Origin of the sequence: Tissierella praeacuta (genome assembly GCF_040396155.1) — a bacterium.
GTDB lineage: Bacteria > Bacillota > Clostridia > Tissierellales > Tissierellaceae > Tissierella > Tissierella praeacuta_A.
Genome location: NZ_JBEBOY010000030.1, coordinates 20,709 through 37,420 on the forward strand (window position 1 = coordinate 20,709; position 16,712 = coordinate 37,420).

A 16,712-nucleotide genomic window follows, 5' to 3' on the forward strand; every position below is an offset into this window, starting at 1 on the left:
TAATTTATACAACAGTAGTTGTAGGAGTTATGCTTTTTTTGTTGTAAAATGTAACTATAAGACGAATATAAGCCAGAAGGTGATTTTAATGATAAAAAATAAATGGGAATGTTTCTAGCCCATATAGTGAAATATATAATCTAATTACTCCTAAAGACAATATGCTTAGGCTATTATATCTAATATAGGTTAACCTGGATGTATCAATAGTAAATTTCAACAATCTATTTGCTTGACTACTCTATAGATGAATGATATATTCATATGTACTTAGTAAATATATTAATCAGGGGGGTGATTAGAATGTTATTTGACAGAAAAAACATAACTAGAAGTTTAATGATTGTTTTATCAATTATCTTTGTTTTTAGTATTACTTCTGATGCAAAATCATCTAATTTAAAATCTCCAATAAGACCTCCAGTGGAACCTCAAGATATTGAATCTAGAAGCTTAGAATCAAGGATTGACACCGGAAAACTTTGTGAACATTGTGATGATACTATTTATGAAGGAATTGATAAAATACATGGCAGAACTGATATAGCCGGTAGTAGATGTTATCATTGCAATAGAGTAAGCGGTACCCATACAACTAAGGTATACGCTCGCAGAAAAGTTACAACATGCTTGAATAGATGTACTTATAATACTATAGAATATTTACCAACTTTATATGAATGCGATTAATCAAATTAAACTTAAAGTAGAAAAGTACTTTTAACTGTTCAAATAAATGTACTTATAGATTTTTGGAAAATTTGTCTCCCAAGAATCTAGATAAGAAAATAATATTTATAGGAATAGCTAAGGATACTTCTAAAAGTAAACTATGTATGATTGTTTTAAGACCGTATTAAAAATAATACGGTCTTAAATTTATTCTATATGAATTAACTATCTTTAGACATTATTTTTTATATACTTGTCGAAATATGTACTTTTCCGTATTTATATTGTATAATAGACAGATACAAATACTATTATATATGAATTTAGGAGTTGACTAAATATGAGAAAAGTACTTGTCAAAACTATGGCTTTAGGTCTAATAGGATTTAGTGTTTTTTTATATAGTCAAGGTGGAAGTACACACTCATCTAAGAAAAATATATCAGTTGCATCCAATAAAAACGATGGTATTGTTATCAATGATACTGATATAGATAAAACCCCTGATGAGACAAATGACTTACCCCTATCTGAAAAAGTTGATTATTTGAAAGACACAACTTACAAAGACGAAGATGGAAAAATCATAGTAAAAAATACAGATGATATTTTGGTATTAGCTAATAAAAAAAGAAATCTTTCTTCTGATTATAAGCCAAAGGATCTAGTTATTCCCAATGTAAGGTTTCCTTTTAAAGAAGATGTAGAAAAAAAATATTTAAGAAAAGAAGCTGCAGATGCACTTGAAGAGTTATTTAAAGGGTCGGATGAGGACGAAATTACTTTATATGCTGTTTCTGGATATAGATCATATAATACTCAGAAATCCTTATTTGATAGAAAGGTCAAAAATGTTGGATTTGAAGAAGCTAATAAGTTAGTAGCCTTTCCAGGTCAAAGTGAACATCAAACAGGTCTTGCTATGGATGTATCTTCTAAGAGTGTGAATTTTACTTTAGAAGAAAATTTTGGACAAGCTGTTGAAGGAAAATGGCTTAAGGACAATGCCCATAGATTTGGATTTATAATACGTTTTCAAAAAGAAACCACTGAAATAACAGGTTATAGTTATGAGCCTTGGCATATTAGATATGTAGGTAAAGAAGTGGCAAAAGAAATTTATGAAAAAAATATTACTTTAGAAGAATTTTTAGGGGATATATAAATATATCCCCTAATTTTTTTATTATTTTAACATTAACTCTTCTAATTTTAATGGCTCAATATATTCTCCGTCTTTATAAGCCCTCATATTTCCACCAGATATCTCATCTATTAGTGCAATATGATTATCTTCTCCAACTCTACCAAATTCAAATTTAATATCATATAACTCCATACCTTTTTTAGCAAGTTCATCTTTAACTACTTGACTAATCTTTTTAGTTAAATCTGATAAAGTTTTATATTCTTCTTTGGTCATTATACCTAACATCTCTAGTCCCTCATCAGTTATTAGAGGATCATTTCTATCATCATCCTTTAGAGTAACCTCTACATAAGCATCTAATTGCTGTGCTTCCGTTGCATACATTCCATATCTTCTCATAAAGCTGCCTACTGCTTTATATCTACAGATTACTTCTACACCTTTACCAAATACACTTGCAGGTAATACTGTCATAGTTGCATTTTCTATATCTGCATCTACATAATGAGTTGGTATACCCATACTATTTAATTTTTCAAAGAAAAATTTCGTTAATCTAAGTCCAGCTTTACCCACTCCTTCTATACTTAGACCTACAGTATTAGCTCCTGGATCAAACACTCCGTCTGTTCCTGTTACATCGTCCTTGAATTTTAACAAATAATTTCCGTTCTCTAAATCATAAACATCTTTCGTTTTTCCTTTATAAACTAAGTTCATACTATTGGCTCCTTTATATAAAGTTTTTCTTCTATTATTAATATATATTTTTTTAGAAAAACTATCAAGTGATAGTTTTATTTATTATCTGAGAATATTATCCATTGTCATAAACTTAAATATTAGCTATGAATAATAAAATAAAGTAGTTCTACTTCATCTTTATTAATCTTCTCTTATGGCTAGTATACCACAAAACCTCAGTAGCAGCTCATTTTTTCATAAAAAAGAGAGATGAAAATTCATCTCCCTTTATATTAATTAATAATATTTAATTTTAGTATTATGCTTTTACTGTTTTTCTTCCATTTACTTTTATAAGGAAGAATGTAATAGCTCCTATAGCTATAATAGCTCCTACAGGATATGCTATTGTTGTAGATAGCTTAAATCCTTCTGGTGCTTGTAAAAGATATGTTGCAGATACAGCTGTCATAAATGTTGCTGGAATACTTGTCATCCAGTGACTCTTATTATTTTTAACTAAATAAGCTGCTGCTGCCCATAAAACTATCATTGCTAATGTTTGATTTGACCATGCAAAATATCTCCAAATAATATTAAAGTCTATTCTTGTTAATCCAAATGCTATGGCAAATAATGGTAAAGCTAAAACTAATCTCTTCTTTATAGGTCCTTGACCATATTTCATAGCATCTGCTATAGTAAGTCTTGCTGATCTAAAGGCTGTGTCTCCTGAAGTAATAGGACAAGCTATAACTCCTAACATAGCTAATACTCCACCAACAGGTCCTAAAAGAGAATTTGAAATAGTATTTACTACTCCACCAGGTCCTCCACCATTAGTTAATGCATCTTGTAATCCTGGGATGCCATCGAAGAATACCATTGCAGCTGCTGCCCAAATCATAGCAATAACACCTTCTGCTATCATGGAACCATAGAATATTCTTCTACCATAACTTTCTTTAGTCATACATCTAGCCATCATTGGTGATTGAGTAGCATGGAAACCACTGATTGCACCACAAGCTATTGTAGTAAATAGAATTGCCCATATTGGTAATCCTGCTGGATGTAAACTAGATACTGTAAATGCTGGCAATTGATATCCTTTTACTAATATCATAGTACCAATTCCAAATGCCATTGTAAGTAAAGCTAAACCAAATAATGGATAAATCTTACCGATTATCTTATCTACAGGTAATATTGTAGCTAGGAAATAATAAATAAATACTAATGCTAACCAAATATCTGCATTACCAAGACCAAATAATTTAATACTAGCCATTAGATTAGCAGGTCCTGTCATAAATACTGTACCTACTAAGATAAGCAATATAACAGAGAATACTCTCATTATGGCTCTTGCACCATCACCTAGGTAAATCCCAACTATTTCAGATATGGACTGTCCATCATGTCTTAAGGAAAGCATACCTGAATAATAGTCATGAACTCCTCCTGCAAATACAGAACCTAAAGCTATCCATACAAATGCCATAGGTCCAAATAATGCCCCTTGTATTGCTCCAAATATAGGTCCTAATCCTGCAATATTTAATAATTGGATTAGGAAAATTTTTGGCCAACTCATAGGAACAAAGTCGATACCATCCTCAAGTTTTGTAGCAGGAGTTTCTTTGGTATCATCAATACCGAAATGATTATCAACTACTTTTCCATAGATAAAGTATCCTACTATAAGTATAATAATTCCAATAATAAATTGTGTCATTAAAAAAACCTCCTCTATTATTTGTTTCATTAATAATGATACAATAACAAAACACAAATTATTCATTTTTTTGGGTAAGAGGTTATAATTAATGTCTAAGATGCATGCTCAGAAGTTGAAATACATTTTACTCGATATTCATAATCTCCCGAAAGTTCTTCGCATAATTCCTACTTACAGGAATTACCTCATCAATATCTTTTAAGTTTATATTATAGGTAGAGTTGAACCAAGGCTCTATTGACTCTATATAATTTAGATTTACTATATAGGATTTATGGGTTCTAAAAAAGTTTGAAGAATCTAGTTTCTCCATTAAATCATTTAATGTATAGTTTGTTTCGAACTTTCCCTTATTACTTAAAATCACAGTGCTCTTATCCTCTATTGTGGCATATATAATATCCTTTGTTTCAATTGGAATAAGCTTATTATTATGATAAAGTGATAGCCTTTTAGTAGTGATTTTAGTATTAGATTTTATATCCTGAATTAATTTATCCAATTTATTATAATCAAATTTCTCTTTATCATCTTTAAGAATTATATCCTCTAATCTTCTTTCTAGTCTTTCCTCAGATATGGGCTTTAGTAAATAATCTATTGCATTTACTTCAAAGGCTTCAACTGCAAATTGGTCATAGGCTGTTACAAATATTACCATTGGCCTATATTCTTCTTCTAATAACTTTCTAGCAACATCTATTCCGCTCATTTGTGGCATTTGAATATCTAAAAAAACAATATCCGGTCTAAGCTTTTTAATTAATTCTAGGGCTTCTATACCATGGGAAGCTTCTCCAACTACTTCTACCCCTTCAATATTACTTAAGATATATAATAATTCTTGTCGAGCAGGCTTCTCGTCATCTACAATTAAACATCTTAGCAAATTAACCATCTCCTTAAAACTTAGGAATTACCATAGTTACAGTAGTTCCCCTATTAATTTCAGATTCAATAATTAATCCATATTCTTTTCCATATTTATTCTTTAGTCTTTCATTCACATTTATAATGCCAATTCTTTCCTTGCTGCAGCTTTCTTCAAACAAGCAGTCTAAACATTCCTTGGATATTCCCACCCCATCATCTCTCACAATTAATTTTGTTTCTATATCATTATCTTTTGCAATTATTTCAACTTTTCCACCTTCAATTTTGCCTAATACACCATGTTTTATTGCATTTTCTACTATAGGTTGAAGAAGTAAAGGTGGAAGTTTACAATCAATATCTTTAGGAATATCATAAACAATCTCTAATTTATCCCCAAACCTTGCTTTTTCAATTTCAATATAGGAATTTATATGTTCTATTTCTCTATATAGATTTACAGCCTCTGTTTCCTGTTGTAAATTATTTCTAAAATAATTACCAAGATGAGCTAAGAGTCTACGAGCGTCCTCTGGCTGAGTTCTAGTTAGGGATGCTATAGTATTTATAGCATTAAATAGAAAATGAGGATTTATCTGAGCTTGCAAAGCTTTTAGCTCTGCTCTAGATAACAACTCTCTCTGATGGTCTATTTTGCTTAGTTCTATCTGGGTAGAAAACATCTTGGCTAAACCCAATGCTAACTCTACATCTACCTTAGTTATGGAATTTTCCCTATCTTTATATAGTTTCAATGTGCCTATAACCTTATCTTCTTCTCTAATAGGCACAATTACAGCAGACTTTAGCGGGCAGTTGCCATAGTCACATCCTATTTCTTTTTCAGTATTTGCTACTACATATTCTTTAGTCAATAAGCTTTCCCTTGTTAAATTTGTCTTTATTGGACTTCCCGCTAAATGGTGATCTGCGCCTATACCAATATGGGCTAATATCTTTTCTTTATCAGTAAATGCAACAGCCTTAATCTTAGTCATATTATAAATTATCTTCGCCGTATCTCTAGCCGTATCTTCGTTATATCCTTTTCTAAAATATGCTAAGGTCATATCAGCAATCTTTAAAGTCAATTGAGCCTGATATGCAGCTTCATTCTCTATCTCTTTAAATATTGTATCTGTTATAGCAATAAATGCAGCTATGCCTATACCATTCCCAACAATCATTGGAATCCCAATTACCTTAACTAGATTTAATGCCTCTGAAAATGGTTTCGCAGCTAAAAGGATTATTATCATTTGCATTACTTCAGCCATGGCTCCAGCTATTAAAGCAAATATTATTCTATAAGGACTATTCTCAAACTTCTCTTTCAATAATCCTGCCATAATACCCTCAGATAAAGTTGATATACCGCAAGCAATGGCAGTAAATCCACCTATATCTATTAAAAATCTATGACCCCCTGCAATGATACCAGACAAAGCTCCAACCAATGGTCCTCCAAGTAATCCACCAACAAAAACACCAATAACTCTAGCATTAACTAATGCTCCTTTTAAATGTATTCCTGTATAGGTACCTAGTATGCCAAAAGCTCCAAAGATAGTAGACAGCAATACTTTATCTTCAATCCCAATATTCTCCTTTGAGACTAATTTTCTAAACAGTCCATTTTTTGAAAGAAAAAGTGCTAATACTAATATAATTCCAACTCTGTTAGCTAAGTTTCTAAGTAAATTTATTAACACATAAACACCTCTTTTAATCTTTTCTTCCTCATTAGTATATCATATGGACTTTATAGGATTCCATATAAAAAAGTTGGGCAAAATTGCCCAACTTTTCCGCTGCTTTATTTAAAACCAAGGAAGTACCTTTATTATCATGGATACCACTATTGTAGTGACTCCCATAGAAGCAACATTACCAATTGTAGGATGGTAATCTTCTGGAAGTTTATCACAGAAATATTCTGCTAAAGGAGGTCCTATTATACCTCCTAATACACCTGCTATAGTAGCTACTCCTATTGATGAGACAAACATTAAATAAATTATAGTATAGTTGTATGAATATTACAATAATTTCATATCTAAATTTATTTAATCAAAAAATAGTATAAGGCTATGAATATGGACAATATAAGAAAAATTGTACCATATAAAGGATTAAATGAAATAATTACCATTGATATTATCAATAATAAACTAATTACTGAAGAAACACGAATATAGTTTATATACTCTTCCGTTGGTTCAAGTTCACCTTTATATCTCCATCTATATCCCCAAGTTGCCATTGCTTCAGGATTTATGATGGAATAAATTAGAATTACTAAAATAGGTAAGATTATAATTCCACCAAGAATAAACTCTAACATATTACCCCTCCCAATACCTTATTGTGAGTTAATTATAACATACAATCCTAAGGCAAATTCTTAGGATTATATTTAGTAATTATCTAATTTATTAACAATAATATTTATATTATCTTCATCTGACAAATCAAATTTACTTTCTATATAGAATATTTCATTATCTTTTAATAAAATTACACTTCTATCATTATCAGCATAATCTATGAAAAAAGCCTCATTAAAATAATCATAGTTCATACTAGCAGGAGTTACAGTTCTATTATACTTTACAACACCTTCTTTAACCATTCCATCAAATACATATTTGGCCATCTCATTGTTTATAGCTTTTATATATTCAGTTCTTACGTAATCTCTGTTTTCACCTGAAGATTTCTCATAATAAATAGATACCTTGGGCAGCAATACACTTCTCTCCCAATAAAAGTTAGAGTAGTCAGAATTCATATGGTTAAAATCATTTAACGTAAGCCCTTTATATCCTTCTTGTAATTCTTGTGATCCTCGTGAATCTATTATGCCATATAATTTAGTAATAATTATATTAACTACGATTACTATTAATACAATAATAATTATAAATAATACTATATTTTTATCCTTACTTCTTTTTCTCTTATTTTTATTTTTTTTGAATAAGATTCCCGCCGTATATCCTACTGCTATGGGTAATACTAAAAAGACTCCAAAAAAGTCTCCATTAATTAAATCAGCAATTGATGCAATTATGAGCAAAATCTGCAATATCAATGCTGGATATAATAGCAATAACGTCCTAAACCTTAAAGATTTATAACTTGTTTTAGGTAATTTTTCTCCATTTTTAATGGCTATCTTGGCTCTAATCATCCAAAATCCATATGAAAATATATAAACCACTGTAGGTATAATAAATACTGGACCAATTATTGCAGTTACTATACCTGTATTGGATTTAAATCTATTGTAATTAACTGGGGACAACCTATATAAATTCCAAATAAAAATCAAAAGACAAATTGTAAATATAACCATTTCAGAGAGCAAAGATTTATTTATTATAGATTGTTTTTCTCTCTCATCGGTTTGAATCGACGGTAAATCGTCTTCCTTCTGTGAATAAAAAACCTGAAATTTATTAGATGCTACTAAAAAATTCCAACCTGAATCTATATAGGGATTTCTATATTTCAATACATCACTATTATTAGGATAATCAAAAACTGAAAGCTTAGGAAATAAGTCTATACAAAATTTCAATTCTCGTGGCTCTATCCTTTTATATCTAACTAAGTATTCTCCAACTTTATCTAACATCCATCCTTTCCTAGCCATTTGTTCAAAATGCTCTTCCATTGCGTTAATATCAGATGCTGAAAATATGAAGAGTTCTCTTTTGGTACTCATAATTTCCTTCACCCCTAATAATATATTCTCCGCTTATATTTAATCTTTGTGTTGTTAATATACTATAATATCATAAATTAGTAAATTAAAAACTTTATTCATACCATTTCTACTATCTTATTCTTTGTGATTAATCTAAAAAAGCAAACTCTTCCTGCTTATTTCTAATTATTCTCCTGTCAAAAAATCTATTAAATAGGTTACTTGTCTTACCATATTCTCCCTAACTGGATAATTATGTTCCCTATTAACCCATTCTAGAAGATATCCTCTAATTATTACAAAGACCATAGTTCTAAGTTCCTTAGGATCAACTTCAAATTTGAATTCCCCATTATTAATGCCAGCAATAATTATTTCTTCTAATATTTTATATAATCGTCTTCCTCTATTATAATCATTTTTAGTCATATGAGTTCTCATGATTAATAAATTTGCATAATATCCCCATTCTTCAACATAGATACCAAAATGTTTTACAAAATCAATTATTTGGTCTGCAACTGTAGGATGTTGTAAAATATTTTGTTGATTTACTAAAAAAAACTCATCCATTAAAAAAAACATCTCATCTACTATGGTATCTTTAGATTGGAAATAGTGATAAAAAGCTCCAATAGATATATTAGCAGCTTCACAAATATCTTTAACTGTTACATTTTTGAGTCCTTCTTCATCCATAAGATTTACAATAATATCCACTAGCTCTTGCTTTCTTCTTACAGACTTCTCCATTTTATAGGACATATGAATATCACCACCTTACAAAATTATATCATAATAAAAAATAATTCCCTATAATTTTATAGGGAATTATCTTCTGTTCTATTTATTTTTCTAATGCTGCTGATTCCCCAGCTATTTTACCGTATACTACAGTATCTGGTATGGCATTACCGCCAAGTCTATTGGAGCCATGTATTCCTCCAGTAACTTCACCAGCTGCATATAAACCTTTAATTACATTGCCATCCTTATCTATTACTTGTGCATCTGTGTTTATTTCAATTCCACCCATAGTATGGTGTATTGTTGGTACACGAACTGATGCATAGAAAGGTCCTTTATTAAATTCGTCTTGAAGTAGATTCTTTCCTAATGGGTCAGCTACTTCACCTCTAACAGCTTTGTTATAAGTATCAACTGTATTTTTTAATGTAGTAGGATCTACTTTCATTTGTTCTGCTAATTCTTCAATAGTATTTCCCTTAACAGCAATACCACTTTCAACTAATTTACCTATTGATTCATTAAAATCATTTTTAACATCTTCATTATAATATTCATGTGCATCATGTAATATCCACATAATTTGATCTGGTTGCTCCAATAGTCCCTTTGTAAGAGTATCTCTTCTTGAATCTTCTGCTACGAAACGTTCACCTTTATTATTGATGAAAAGTTGATTTGCAGCATTAATGCTAATGTTTCCAGACATTCCACCAGTTTCAGGATGTCCTACTGGTAATAACTGAATATATTCCATTCCTACTAAGTTAGCACCAATAGTTTCCGCCATTACAATACCATCACCAGTTGCACTAACACTATTTGTAGAATTAAGATTTGATAAATCTCCCCAAAGCTCATCGTATTTAGCCACTAATTCTTTATTTCTTGCAAATCCACCAGTAGCTATAACTACACCTTTATTTGCATTAACGATGATTTCGTTATTTCCTTGCATACCTTTAACTCCTACAGCTTTACCATCTTTCACGATAATATCTGTTACTCTAGTTTCTAATATTATTTCAGCATCATCACCCTTTGATGATATAAATTCAACATAAGCATCTATAGGACCAGTAGTAAGTGGTTTAATAAATTGATGAGTTCTTGGCCATAATGCTCCTGTAACAGTAGCTATCTCATCTGAAATCTCCACTCCTAGTCCTTCAAGCCAACCAACAGAGTCTCTAGCTCCATATGCAAACTTTTCTATTAGTTCAAGATTACCTTTTTTATCCCCACCATTAAATGCTTGTAAAGCATGAAGTTGAGGTGAGTCAAACATATAAGTTGATTTATTCTTCTTATACTCTTTAACCTGTTCTGATAATTCACTCATCAACCTTTTATGTATTTCATTAACAGGCTCTTCCTTAGTAAGTGCTTCAATTTGTTTAATCAATTCTGGACGCATAGTAAGAGCTTCTTGACGTTTATTATCAACTGCATTATATTGTCCCCCAGCCATTATAGTAGAACCACCTAATGTAGGCATTTTTTCTAATACAATAACTTTAGCATTATTTTGTAATGCAGAAACAGCAGCTGCAAGACCAGCACCACCGCCTCCAACAATAACTACATCTGTAGTTTTTTCTATTGCTTCCCCATTTTTTGATGATTTATCTATTTCTTTTAGCAAATCATCAATATTAGCTCCAGCTTTTTCTAATGCCTGTTTCGCAGCCTCAAGAATAGCCGTACTAGAAACAGTAGCTCCTGATACAACATCAATATTTAAACTTTGATATTCAACTATCTCTTTAGGAATACGCTCTATAGCAGTATCTGATATGCCAGGCGTTTCACTATGATCAGTAATTTTTACAGATAAAATATTTTCTTCATCTACCTCTACTTCTAGAGTAAGGGTATCACTAATACCTTTTGCTTCACCTGTATATACTCCAGGTGTAAACTTTCCTGTTCCTTTATCAGAGGAAGTAGGTGCATTGTCCTTGCCACATCCAACTAAAGATAGCATCATAACTAATACTAATAATAATGTGATATGCTTCTTACTAGATTTGAACATAAAAAACCCTCCTTTATTTTGTAGAACGTTTTACTAGAATATTCTAGTAACATATTCTAGTATATACTAGGTTAAAAAGTTGTCAATAGTTTTTGTTGAAAAATGAAAAAAATTTAACAATATATATAATTAGAATAAATATTGTAATTCTAATGCCTAAGCTTTAATTTACTATAATAAAATAATTATACTTCCTACTTTAGTCTTATATTTTTTAGTCTTATATTGTCAGTTATTGCAAAAATATAAATATTGGGTTAATATGGTAATTGATGTTTAGTTTTTAACAATTCATAATGAACCAAAAAACATAGGTCATCATTTTAAAAATGGGAGGTATTAACGTGAAAAGTATTAAATTAAAACTTGTTGTATATTTCTCCATATTAGTTTTATTATCGTCTGCCATTGTCGCCTCAATTTCTGTGATAAAAGCTAGCAACACCGTTAGCGTTGAAGCAGAAAATGCACTTAGAGACATGGCTCTTAATGGAGCTAAGATAGTAGAAAGTCGAATTAAAACTCAAAAAAGAGTTCTAGAAACTATAGCATGTAGTCAAGAGATTCAAAGTATGAATTGGGAATTGCAAAAAGATGAGTTAATAAGGCAGGTAGATGGAACTAATTTTATTGAATTGGCAATCTCTCATCCTGATGGAAGCACATATTCTCCTGATGGAACAATTATTCAATTGGGAGATAGACCCTATTTAAAAAATGCCTTAAGTGGCAACACAAGTGTATCTGACTTACTAGTTACTCGTGCTGTAAATCAGCTAAATTTACTTTATGCTACACCTATAAAAAAAGATGGTCAAATCGTAGCTGCTTTATCTACTAGAGCTGATGGCAATATTTTAAGTGAATTAATTGCAGATATAAGCTTTGGTCAAACTGGATACAGCTATATGCTCAATAGCGCAGGAAATGTAGTGGCTCATCCCAACAAGGAATTGGTTCTCGAACAATCCAATGCAATAGAACAAGCAAAAGATGATGAAAGTGTTAAAGAAGTAGCAAAACTAACAGAAAAAATAATAGAAGAAAGATCTGGTGTAAGTAATTACAGCTTTAATGGTAAAAAATTATATGCTGGATATGCTCCAGTAGAAGGCACTAACTGGACCTTTGTTATTACAGCCGATGAAGCTGAAATTTTAGATTCAATCCCAGCAATGAAAAAAAATGTTATCGTATCAATTGCAATAATCTTATTATTTAGTATGGGTATTACATATACCATGGGAGTTTTTATTGCCAAACCAATAATTGAAGCAACTAAGTATTCAGAGGTATTAGCAAATTACGATATTACACAAGATATTTCTCTCCATATATTATCAAGAAGAGATGAACTTGGGGATTTAGGCAGATCTATGCAAAGTATAACAAATAGTTTTAGAAAGATGATTAACGATATTCGCAATTCTTCTGAACAAGTAGCTTCCACCTCAGAAGAAATGACTGCTACTATTCAACAATCCACTATCTCTGCAGAAGAAGTATCTAGAACAGCACAAGAAATAGCCAATAGTGCTTCAGAACAAGCATCAAATACAGAAACTGGCTCTTCAAAAGCTAATTTATTAGGTGAAATAATTGAAAAAGAACTAAAGTATTCAAAAAATTTAAAATCAGCTACCAATGAAATAATAGAAATTATTGATAGTGGTTTAAATGAAATTGAAAAATTATCTAAAATAACAGAAGAAAGCAATAATGCCTCAAAGGAAATTCAAGAAGTTATACTAAAAACAAATGCTAGCTCTATTCAAATAGGAGAAGCCAGCAATGTTATTGCATCAATTGCAGAACAAACCAATTTATTAGCCTTAAATGCAGCAATAGAAGCGGCTAGAGCTGGGGAGGCTGGAAAAGGTTTTGCAGTTGTTGCAGAGGAAATTAGAAAATTAGCAGAACAATCCTCAGCGTCTACAATGTCCATTGATGAAATAGTTAATGATTTACAAGCAAATTCTAAAGATGCTGTAACAACCATAGAAAGAGTATCAGATATAGCTAAGGAGCAAACACAAAGTGTGTTTAATAGCAAGGACAAGTATATGTTAATATATGAAGCCATGAAAAACGCCGATAAAGAAATTGAGGAATTAAATGCTTCAGGAATAGAAATGGATACTATGAAAAACGATATCTTAGATACTTTACAAAGTCTATCTGCCATAGCACAGGAAAATTCTGCTTCTACAGAGGAAGTAACTGCATCTATTGAGGAACAGGTTGCATCTCTTGAAGAAATTGGAAATGGCAGCGAATCTCTATCAGAATTGGCACAGGAATTACAATCAATTGTTACTAAATTTAAAATTTAAAAATACAATAAGTAAAAGGTAATTGAGTGAGATTAAATCTCACTCAATTACCTTTTTATTTTCTTTGAAGATATGTCTATGTCTTTTTACTATTTTAGAATATTTCCTATGTCCATTTATATCCTCATATATTCTATTAATAATTACCTGCCCAATTCATATATATTATCACCATATTTATCTGCAAACTCTCTATCATGAGTTATTACTATAACACCAATTCCCTTAGAAGCTACTGTTTTTAAAATCTCTCCTACACTGTTTCTTAACTTATAGTCTAGGGCAGATGTAGGTTCATCGAAACAAAGATATTGACTCTCCATAGCAAGAGCCCTTGCTATGGCAACCCTTTGTCTTTGTCCGCCTGATAATTGATATTCATAGAAGCTCTCTAATCCATCTAATTTTAATAATTCTATTAACTCTTTAGCTTTTTTTATAGCTTCCTCTTTGATCATATATTTTACCTTAATTAAAGGATATGTTATATTTTTTAGTACACTAAAATGAGGAAATAAATTAAAGTTTTGAAATACAAGTCCTATAGAATTTTCATTTCCTTCTTCATTAGGGAATAATATTTTACCACTATCATAGGTCTCTAATCCACATAAACATCTAATAAGAGTGGTTTTTCCTACTCCAGATTCACCTGTAACCATGACTATATTTCCCTTTTCTACTTCTAGATTTATATTTACTAAAACCCTTTTATCTCCAAAGGATTTATTTAAATTTTCAACTTTAAGCATTATTTCACCTACCTATAATATTCAAATTTACTTTCGACTTTCCTTAGTCCATATGTCACAATTCCAATAAATATAAGATAAACTCCACCTGCTAAAAATATTGGTATTAAGGAAGCATCTTTATTTGAAAGGGTCTTTGCTGCTCTCAATACATCTCCAAGTCCCAGTGCATATACTAAAGATGTATCCTTCACCAAAGTAATAAGTTCATTCCCTAAGGATGGCAAAACTACTTTAAACACTTGAGGAATTATTATTCCAAGATAAGTAGTTTTCTTAGGTAAGCTTAATACCTTAGCTGCTTCAAATTGTCCAATATCTATTGAATTCACCCCTCCTCTGAATATTTCAGCAAAATACGCAGCATAGTTTAGAATAAAAGCAATTGAAACTGCAACCTCTCGGTTAAAAACGATTCCCATAATAGGAAGCCCAAAGAATACAAATATAATCTGCAATAATAATGGAGTTCCTCGTATAATCAAAATATAACCTTGGACAAAAAGTCTAATTATTTTTATTTTAGATAATCTAAGTAAACATACTATAACTCCAAGGGGTATAGAAAACAATGCTGTAACTATGAAAACCCACAAGGTTGTTTTAAATCCACTAAGAATAAAGGGAGTAATGCTTAAAATGTAATCCATATTTTCACCTACTACTTAATTATATTTTCTCCAAACCATTTTTCTGAAATATCCTTTGACGTACCGTCTTCTTTCATTTCGTCTAAAGCCTTATTAAGCTTTTCTAGTAATCTTTTATCTTCAAGTCTAATACCTACTCCATATTCTTCATCGCCAAAATCCTCTTCTAATACCTTATATTTTTCCTGTCCTCTTTCAGCAATATAATATCTAGCTAATATTTCATCAGCTACAACAGCTTCAACCCTTCCTACTTCGAGATCCATAAAAGCTTCGTTATAAGTGTCAAACAAAATTATATCGGAATCTTTAAAATCGTTAATTGCATCTGCTTTTTCTAATGCTTCCAAAGAACTAGATGAGTTTTGAGTAGCAACTATCCTGTTTTTTAAATCTTTCTTTGTACCAATATCGGAATCATTTAATACTACAACTATTTGTCTATTGTCTAAATAGGGTTTAGAAAATTTGACTTTTTTCAATCTTTCTTCACTAATTGAATAACCATTCCAGATTAAATCTATATTACCTGAGTCAAGTTCTTGTTCCTTTAAGTTCCAATCTATTGACTGAAATTCTGCCTTAAGACCTATCCTTGCAATGGCTTCTTTAGCTAATTCAACATCAAATCCAGTTAAATCACCATTATTATCTCTAAAACCCATAGGAACAAAAGTATCATCTAATCCAACAATTATACTTCCTCTTTCCTCTATCTTACTCCAAGCATCAACGGTTTTGCTCTTAGACTCACATCCTGAAGCAAATAAGCTTAATACTACTACTAAAATCATTAAAAACTTTACCTTTTTCATATTATCCCTCCATTTAATTTTACGACTCTTCATGTATGGTCTGATATATAAGTCTTATATTGAAAAGATGTACCTTGTGCAAAATAAAAAAGCTTTCATCCTCAAAATCAATTAAGGACGAAAGCTTTAGCTCACGTGGTTCCACCTATTTTCATTGATATCTCACGATATCAACCTCAGTAAGTATGCCAACACATACTAATCATTTTAACGGGTGATTAAACCGAAGACTCCTACTTAGACAACCTTTCAGGCCCTACTCAAGGATGTGTTCTGAATGATTTTTATATCCCTTTTCACCAACTGGGACTCTCTAAAATAAAAATTTCATTCATACTATTTCCTCTCATCGCTTTATCATTTTATTATGTTACTATATTAAATCACTTTTTGATAAATGTCAAGTATAACTTTAAAGTTTTTATTATTCCTTTATGAAAGGATAATTATTTATAACTATATAATGTTAAACATTTGGGTAATATATCTTTAAGTCCAGCTAAGAATTGTCAATAAAAGATTTTAAATTATTTAATAGAATGTAC

Annotated in this window: 15 protein-coding genes and 1 other annotated feature; of the genes, 3 read left to right on the forward strand and 12 right to left on the reverse strand. The window is 30.7% G+C overall.

The features are described from left to right. Positions 1-303 precede the first annotated feature (303 nt). A complete protein-coding gene (locus tag ABWP20_RS13430; protein ID WP_353096436.1) occupies positions 304-690 on the forward strand; it encodes a hypothetical protein in 387 nt (128 codons plus the stop codon). Positions 691-1,012: 322 nt separating this feature from the next. Beyond that, positions 1,013-1,837, forward strand: a complete 825-nt coding sequence (locus ABWP20_RS13435; RefSeq protein ID WP_353096438.1) for a M15 family metallopeptidase — start codon at positions 1,013-1,015, stop codon at positions 1,835-1,837. Between the two features lie 21 nt (positions 1,838-1,858). Here the strand turns inward: ABWP20_RS13435 and ABWP20_RS13440 are convergent, their stop codons facing one another. The 9 genes from ABWP20_RS13440 to ABWP20_RS13480 form a co-directional block, all read right to left on the reverse strand. Beyond that, positions 1,859-2,542, reverse strand: a complete 684-nt coding sequence (locus ABWP20_RS13440) for a phosphoribosylaminoimidazolesuccinocarboxamide synthase (RefSeq protein ID WP_353096440.1) — start codon at positions 2,540-2,542, stop codon at positions 1,859-1,861. A 283-nt stretch (positions 2,543-2,825) separates the two neighbouring features. Further along, complete coding sequence (locus ABWP20_RS13445; RefSeq protein ID WP_353096441.1) at positions 2,826-4,244, reverse strand: carbon starvation CstA family protein; 1,419 nt, start codon at positions 4,242-4,244, stop codon at positions 2,826-2,828. 127 nt (positions 4,245-4,371) lie between these two features. Further along, entirely contained in the window at positions 4,372-5,136 is a 765-nt protein-coding gene (locus tag ABWP20_RS13450; RefSeq protein WP_353096443.1) for a LytR/AlgR family response regulator transcription factor, read from the reverse strand. 13 nt (positions 5,137-5,149) lie between these two features. Further along, positions 5,150-6,832: a LytS/YhcK type 5TM receptor domain-containing protein gene (locus tag ABWP20_RS13455; RefSeq protein WP_353096445.1), complete on the reverse strand. Its 1,683-nt coding sequence runs from the start codon at positions 6,830-6,832 to the stop codon at positions 5,150-5,152. A gap of 108 nt (positions 6,833-6,940) precedes the next feature. Then, entirely contained in the window at positions 6,941-7,129 is a 189-nt protein-coding gene (locus ABWP20_RS13460) for a hypothetical protein (protein WP_353096446.1), read from the reverse strand. 53 nt (positions 7,130-7,182) lie between these two features. Beyond that, positions 7,183-7,464 (reverse strand): DUF6199 family natural product biosynthesis protein, encoded by a 282-nt coding sequence (locus ABWP20_RS13465; RefSeq protein ID WP_353096447.1) that lies wholly within the window; start codon positions 7,462-7,464, stop codon positions 7,183-7,185. Between the two features lie 72 nt (positions 7,465-7,536). Further along, positions 7,537-8,850: a DUF2812 domain-containing protein gene (locus tag ABWP20_RS13470; RefSeq protein WP_353096449.1), complete on the reverse strand. Its 1,314-nt coding sequence runs from the start codon at positions 8,848-8,850 to the stop codon at positions 7,537-7,539. Positions 8,851-9,018: 168 nt separating this feature from the next. Beyond that, complete coding sequence (locus ABWP20_RS13475; protein ID WP_353096450.1) at positions 9,019-9,597, reverse strand: TetR/AcrR family transcriptional regulator; 579 nt, start codon at positions 9,595-9,597, stop codon at positions 9,019-9,021. Positions 9,598-9,679: 82 nt separating this feature from the next. Further along, entirely contained in the window at positions 9,680-11,617 is a 1,938-nt protein-coding gene (locus ABWP20_RS13480; protein ID WP_353096452.1) for a flavocytochrome c, read from the reverse strand. A 344-nt stretch (positions 11,618-11,961) separates the two neighbouring features. Between ABWP20_RS13480 and ABWP20_RS13485 the strand changes: the two genes are divergently transcribed. Continuing rightward, positions 11,962-13,950 (forward strand): methyl-accepting chemotaxis protein, encoded by a 1,989-nt coding sequence (locus ABWP20_RS13485; RefSeq protein WP_353096454.1) that lies wholly within the window; start codon positions 11,962-11,964, stop codon positions 13,948-13,950. Positions 13,951-14,093: 143 nt separating this feature from the next. Here the strand turns inward: ABWP20_RS13485 and ABWP20_RS13490 are convergent, their stop codons facing one another. From ABWP20_RS13490 to ABWP20_RS13500, 3 genes are read right to left on the reverse strand one after another with little or no spacing between them, the layout of a single operon-like run. Then, entirely contained in the window at positions 14,094-14,702 is a 609-nt protein-coding gene (locus ABWP20_RS13490) for an amino acid ABC transporter ATP-binding protein (RefSeq protein WP_353096456.1), read from the reverse strand. 8 nt (positions 14,703-14,710) lie between these two features. Further along, positions 14,711-15,352 carry an amino acid ABC transporter permease gene (locus ABWP20_RS13495; RefSeq protein WP_353096458.1) on the reverse strand — a complete coding sequence of 214 codons (642 nt, stop codon included), beginning with the start codon at positions 15,350-15,352 and terminating at the stop codon, positions 14,711-14,713. An 11-nt stretch (positions 15,353-15,363) separates the two neighbouring features. Further along, entirely contained in the window at positions 15,364-16,167 is an 804-nt protein-coding gene (locus ABWP20_RS13500; protein ID WP_353096460.1) for an amino acid ABC transporter substrate-binding protein, read from the reverse strand. 110 nt (positions 16,168-16,277) lie between these two features. Further along, positions 16,278-16,526: a binding site (T-box leader), on the reverse strand. Between the last annotated feature and the right edge of the window lie 186 nt (positions 16,527-16,712).

Bases quoted from the DNA above. Each gene is read 5' to 3' on its own strand.
- ABWP20_RS13490 (WP_353096456.1), bottom strand. From the start codon at position 14,702: ATGCTTAAAGTTGAAAATTTAAATAAATCCTTTGGAGATAAAAGGGTT.
- ABWP20_RS13445 (WP_353096441.1), bottom strand. From the start codon at position 4,244: ATGACACAATTTATTATTGGAATTATTATACTTATAGTAGGATACTTT.
- ABWP20_RS13435 (WP_353096438.1), top strand. From the start codon at position 1,013: ATGAGAAAAGTACTTGTCAAAACTATGGCTTTAGGTCTAATAGGATTT.
- ABWP20_RS13475 (WP_353096450.1), bottom strand. From the start codon at position 9,597: ATGTCCTATAAAATGGAGAAGTCTGTAAGAAGAAAGCAAGAGCTAGTG.
- ABWP20_RS13465 (WP_353096447.1), bottom strand. From the start codon at position 7,464: ATGTTAGAGTTTATTCTTGGTGGAATTATAATCTTACCTATTTTAGTA.
- ABWP20_RS13430 (WP_353096436.1), top strand. From the start codon at position 304: ATGTTATTTGACAGAAAAAACATAACTAGAAGTTTAATGATTGTTTTA.
- ABWP20_RS13470 (WP_353096449.1), bottom strand. From the start codon at position 8,850: ATGAGTACCAAAAGAGAACTCTTCATATTTTCAGCATCTGATATTAAC.
- ABWP20_RS13480 (WP_353096452.1), bottom strand. From the start codon at position 11,617: ATGTTCAAATCTAGTAAGAAGCATATCACATTATTATTAGTATTAGTT.
- ABWP20_RS13460 (WP_353096446.1), bottom strand. From the start codon at position 7,129: ATGTTTGTCTCATCAATAGGAGTAGCTACTATAGCAGGTGTATTAGGA.
- ABWP20_RS13495 (WP_353096458.1), bottom strand. From the start codon at position 15,352: ATGGATTACATTTTAAGCATTACTCCCTTTATTCTTAGTGGATTTAAA.
- ABWP20_RS13440 (WP_353096440.1), bottom strand. From the start codon at position 2,542: ATGAACTTAGTTTATAAAGGAAAAACGAAAGATGTTTATGATTTAGAG.
- ABWP20_RS13500 (WP_353096460.1), bottom strand. From the start codon at position 16,167: ATGAAAAAGGTAAAGTTTTTAATGATTTTAGTAGTAGTATTAAGCTTA.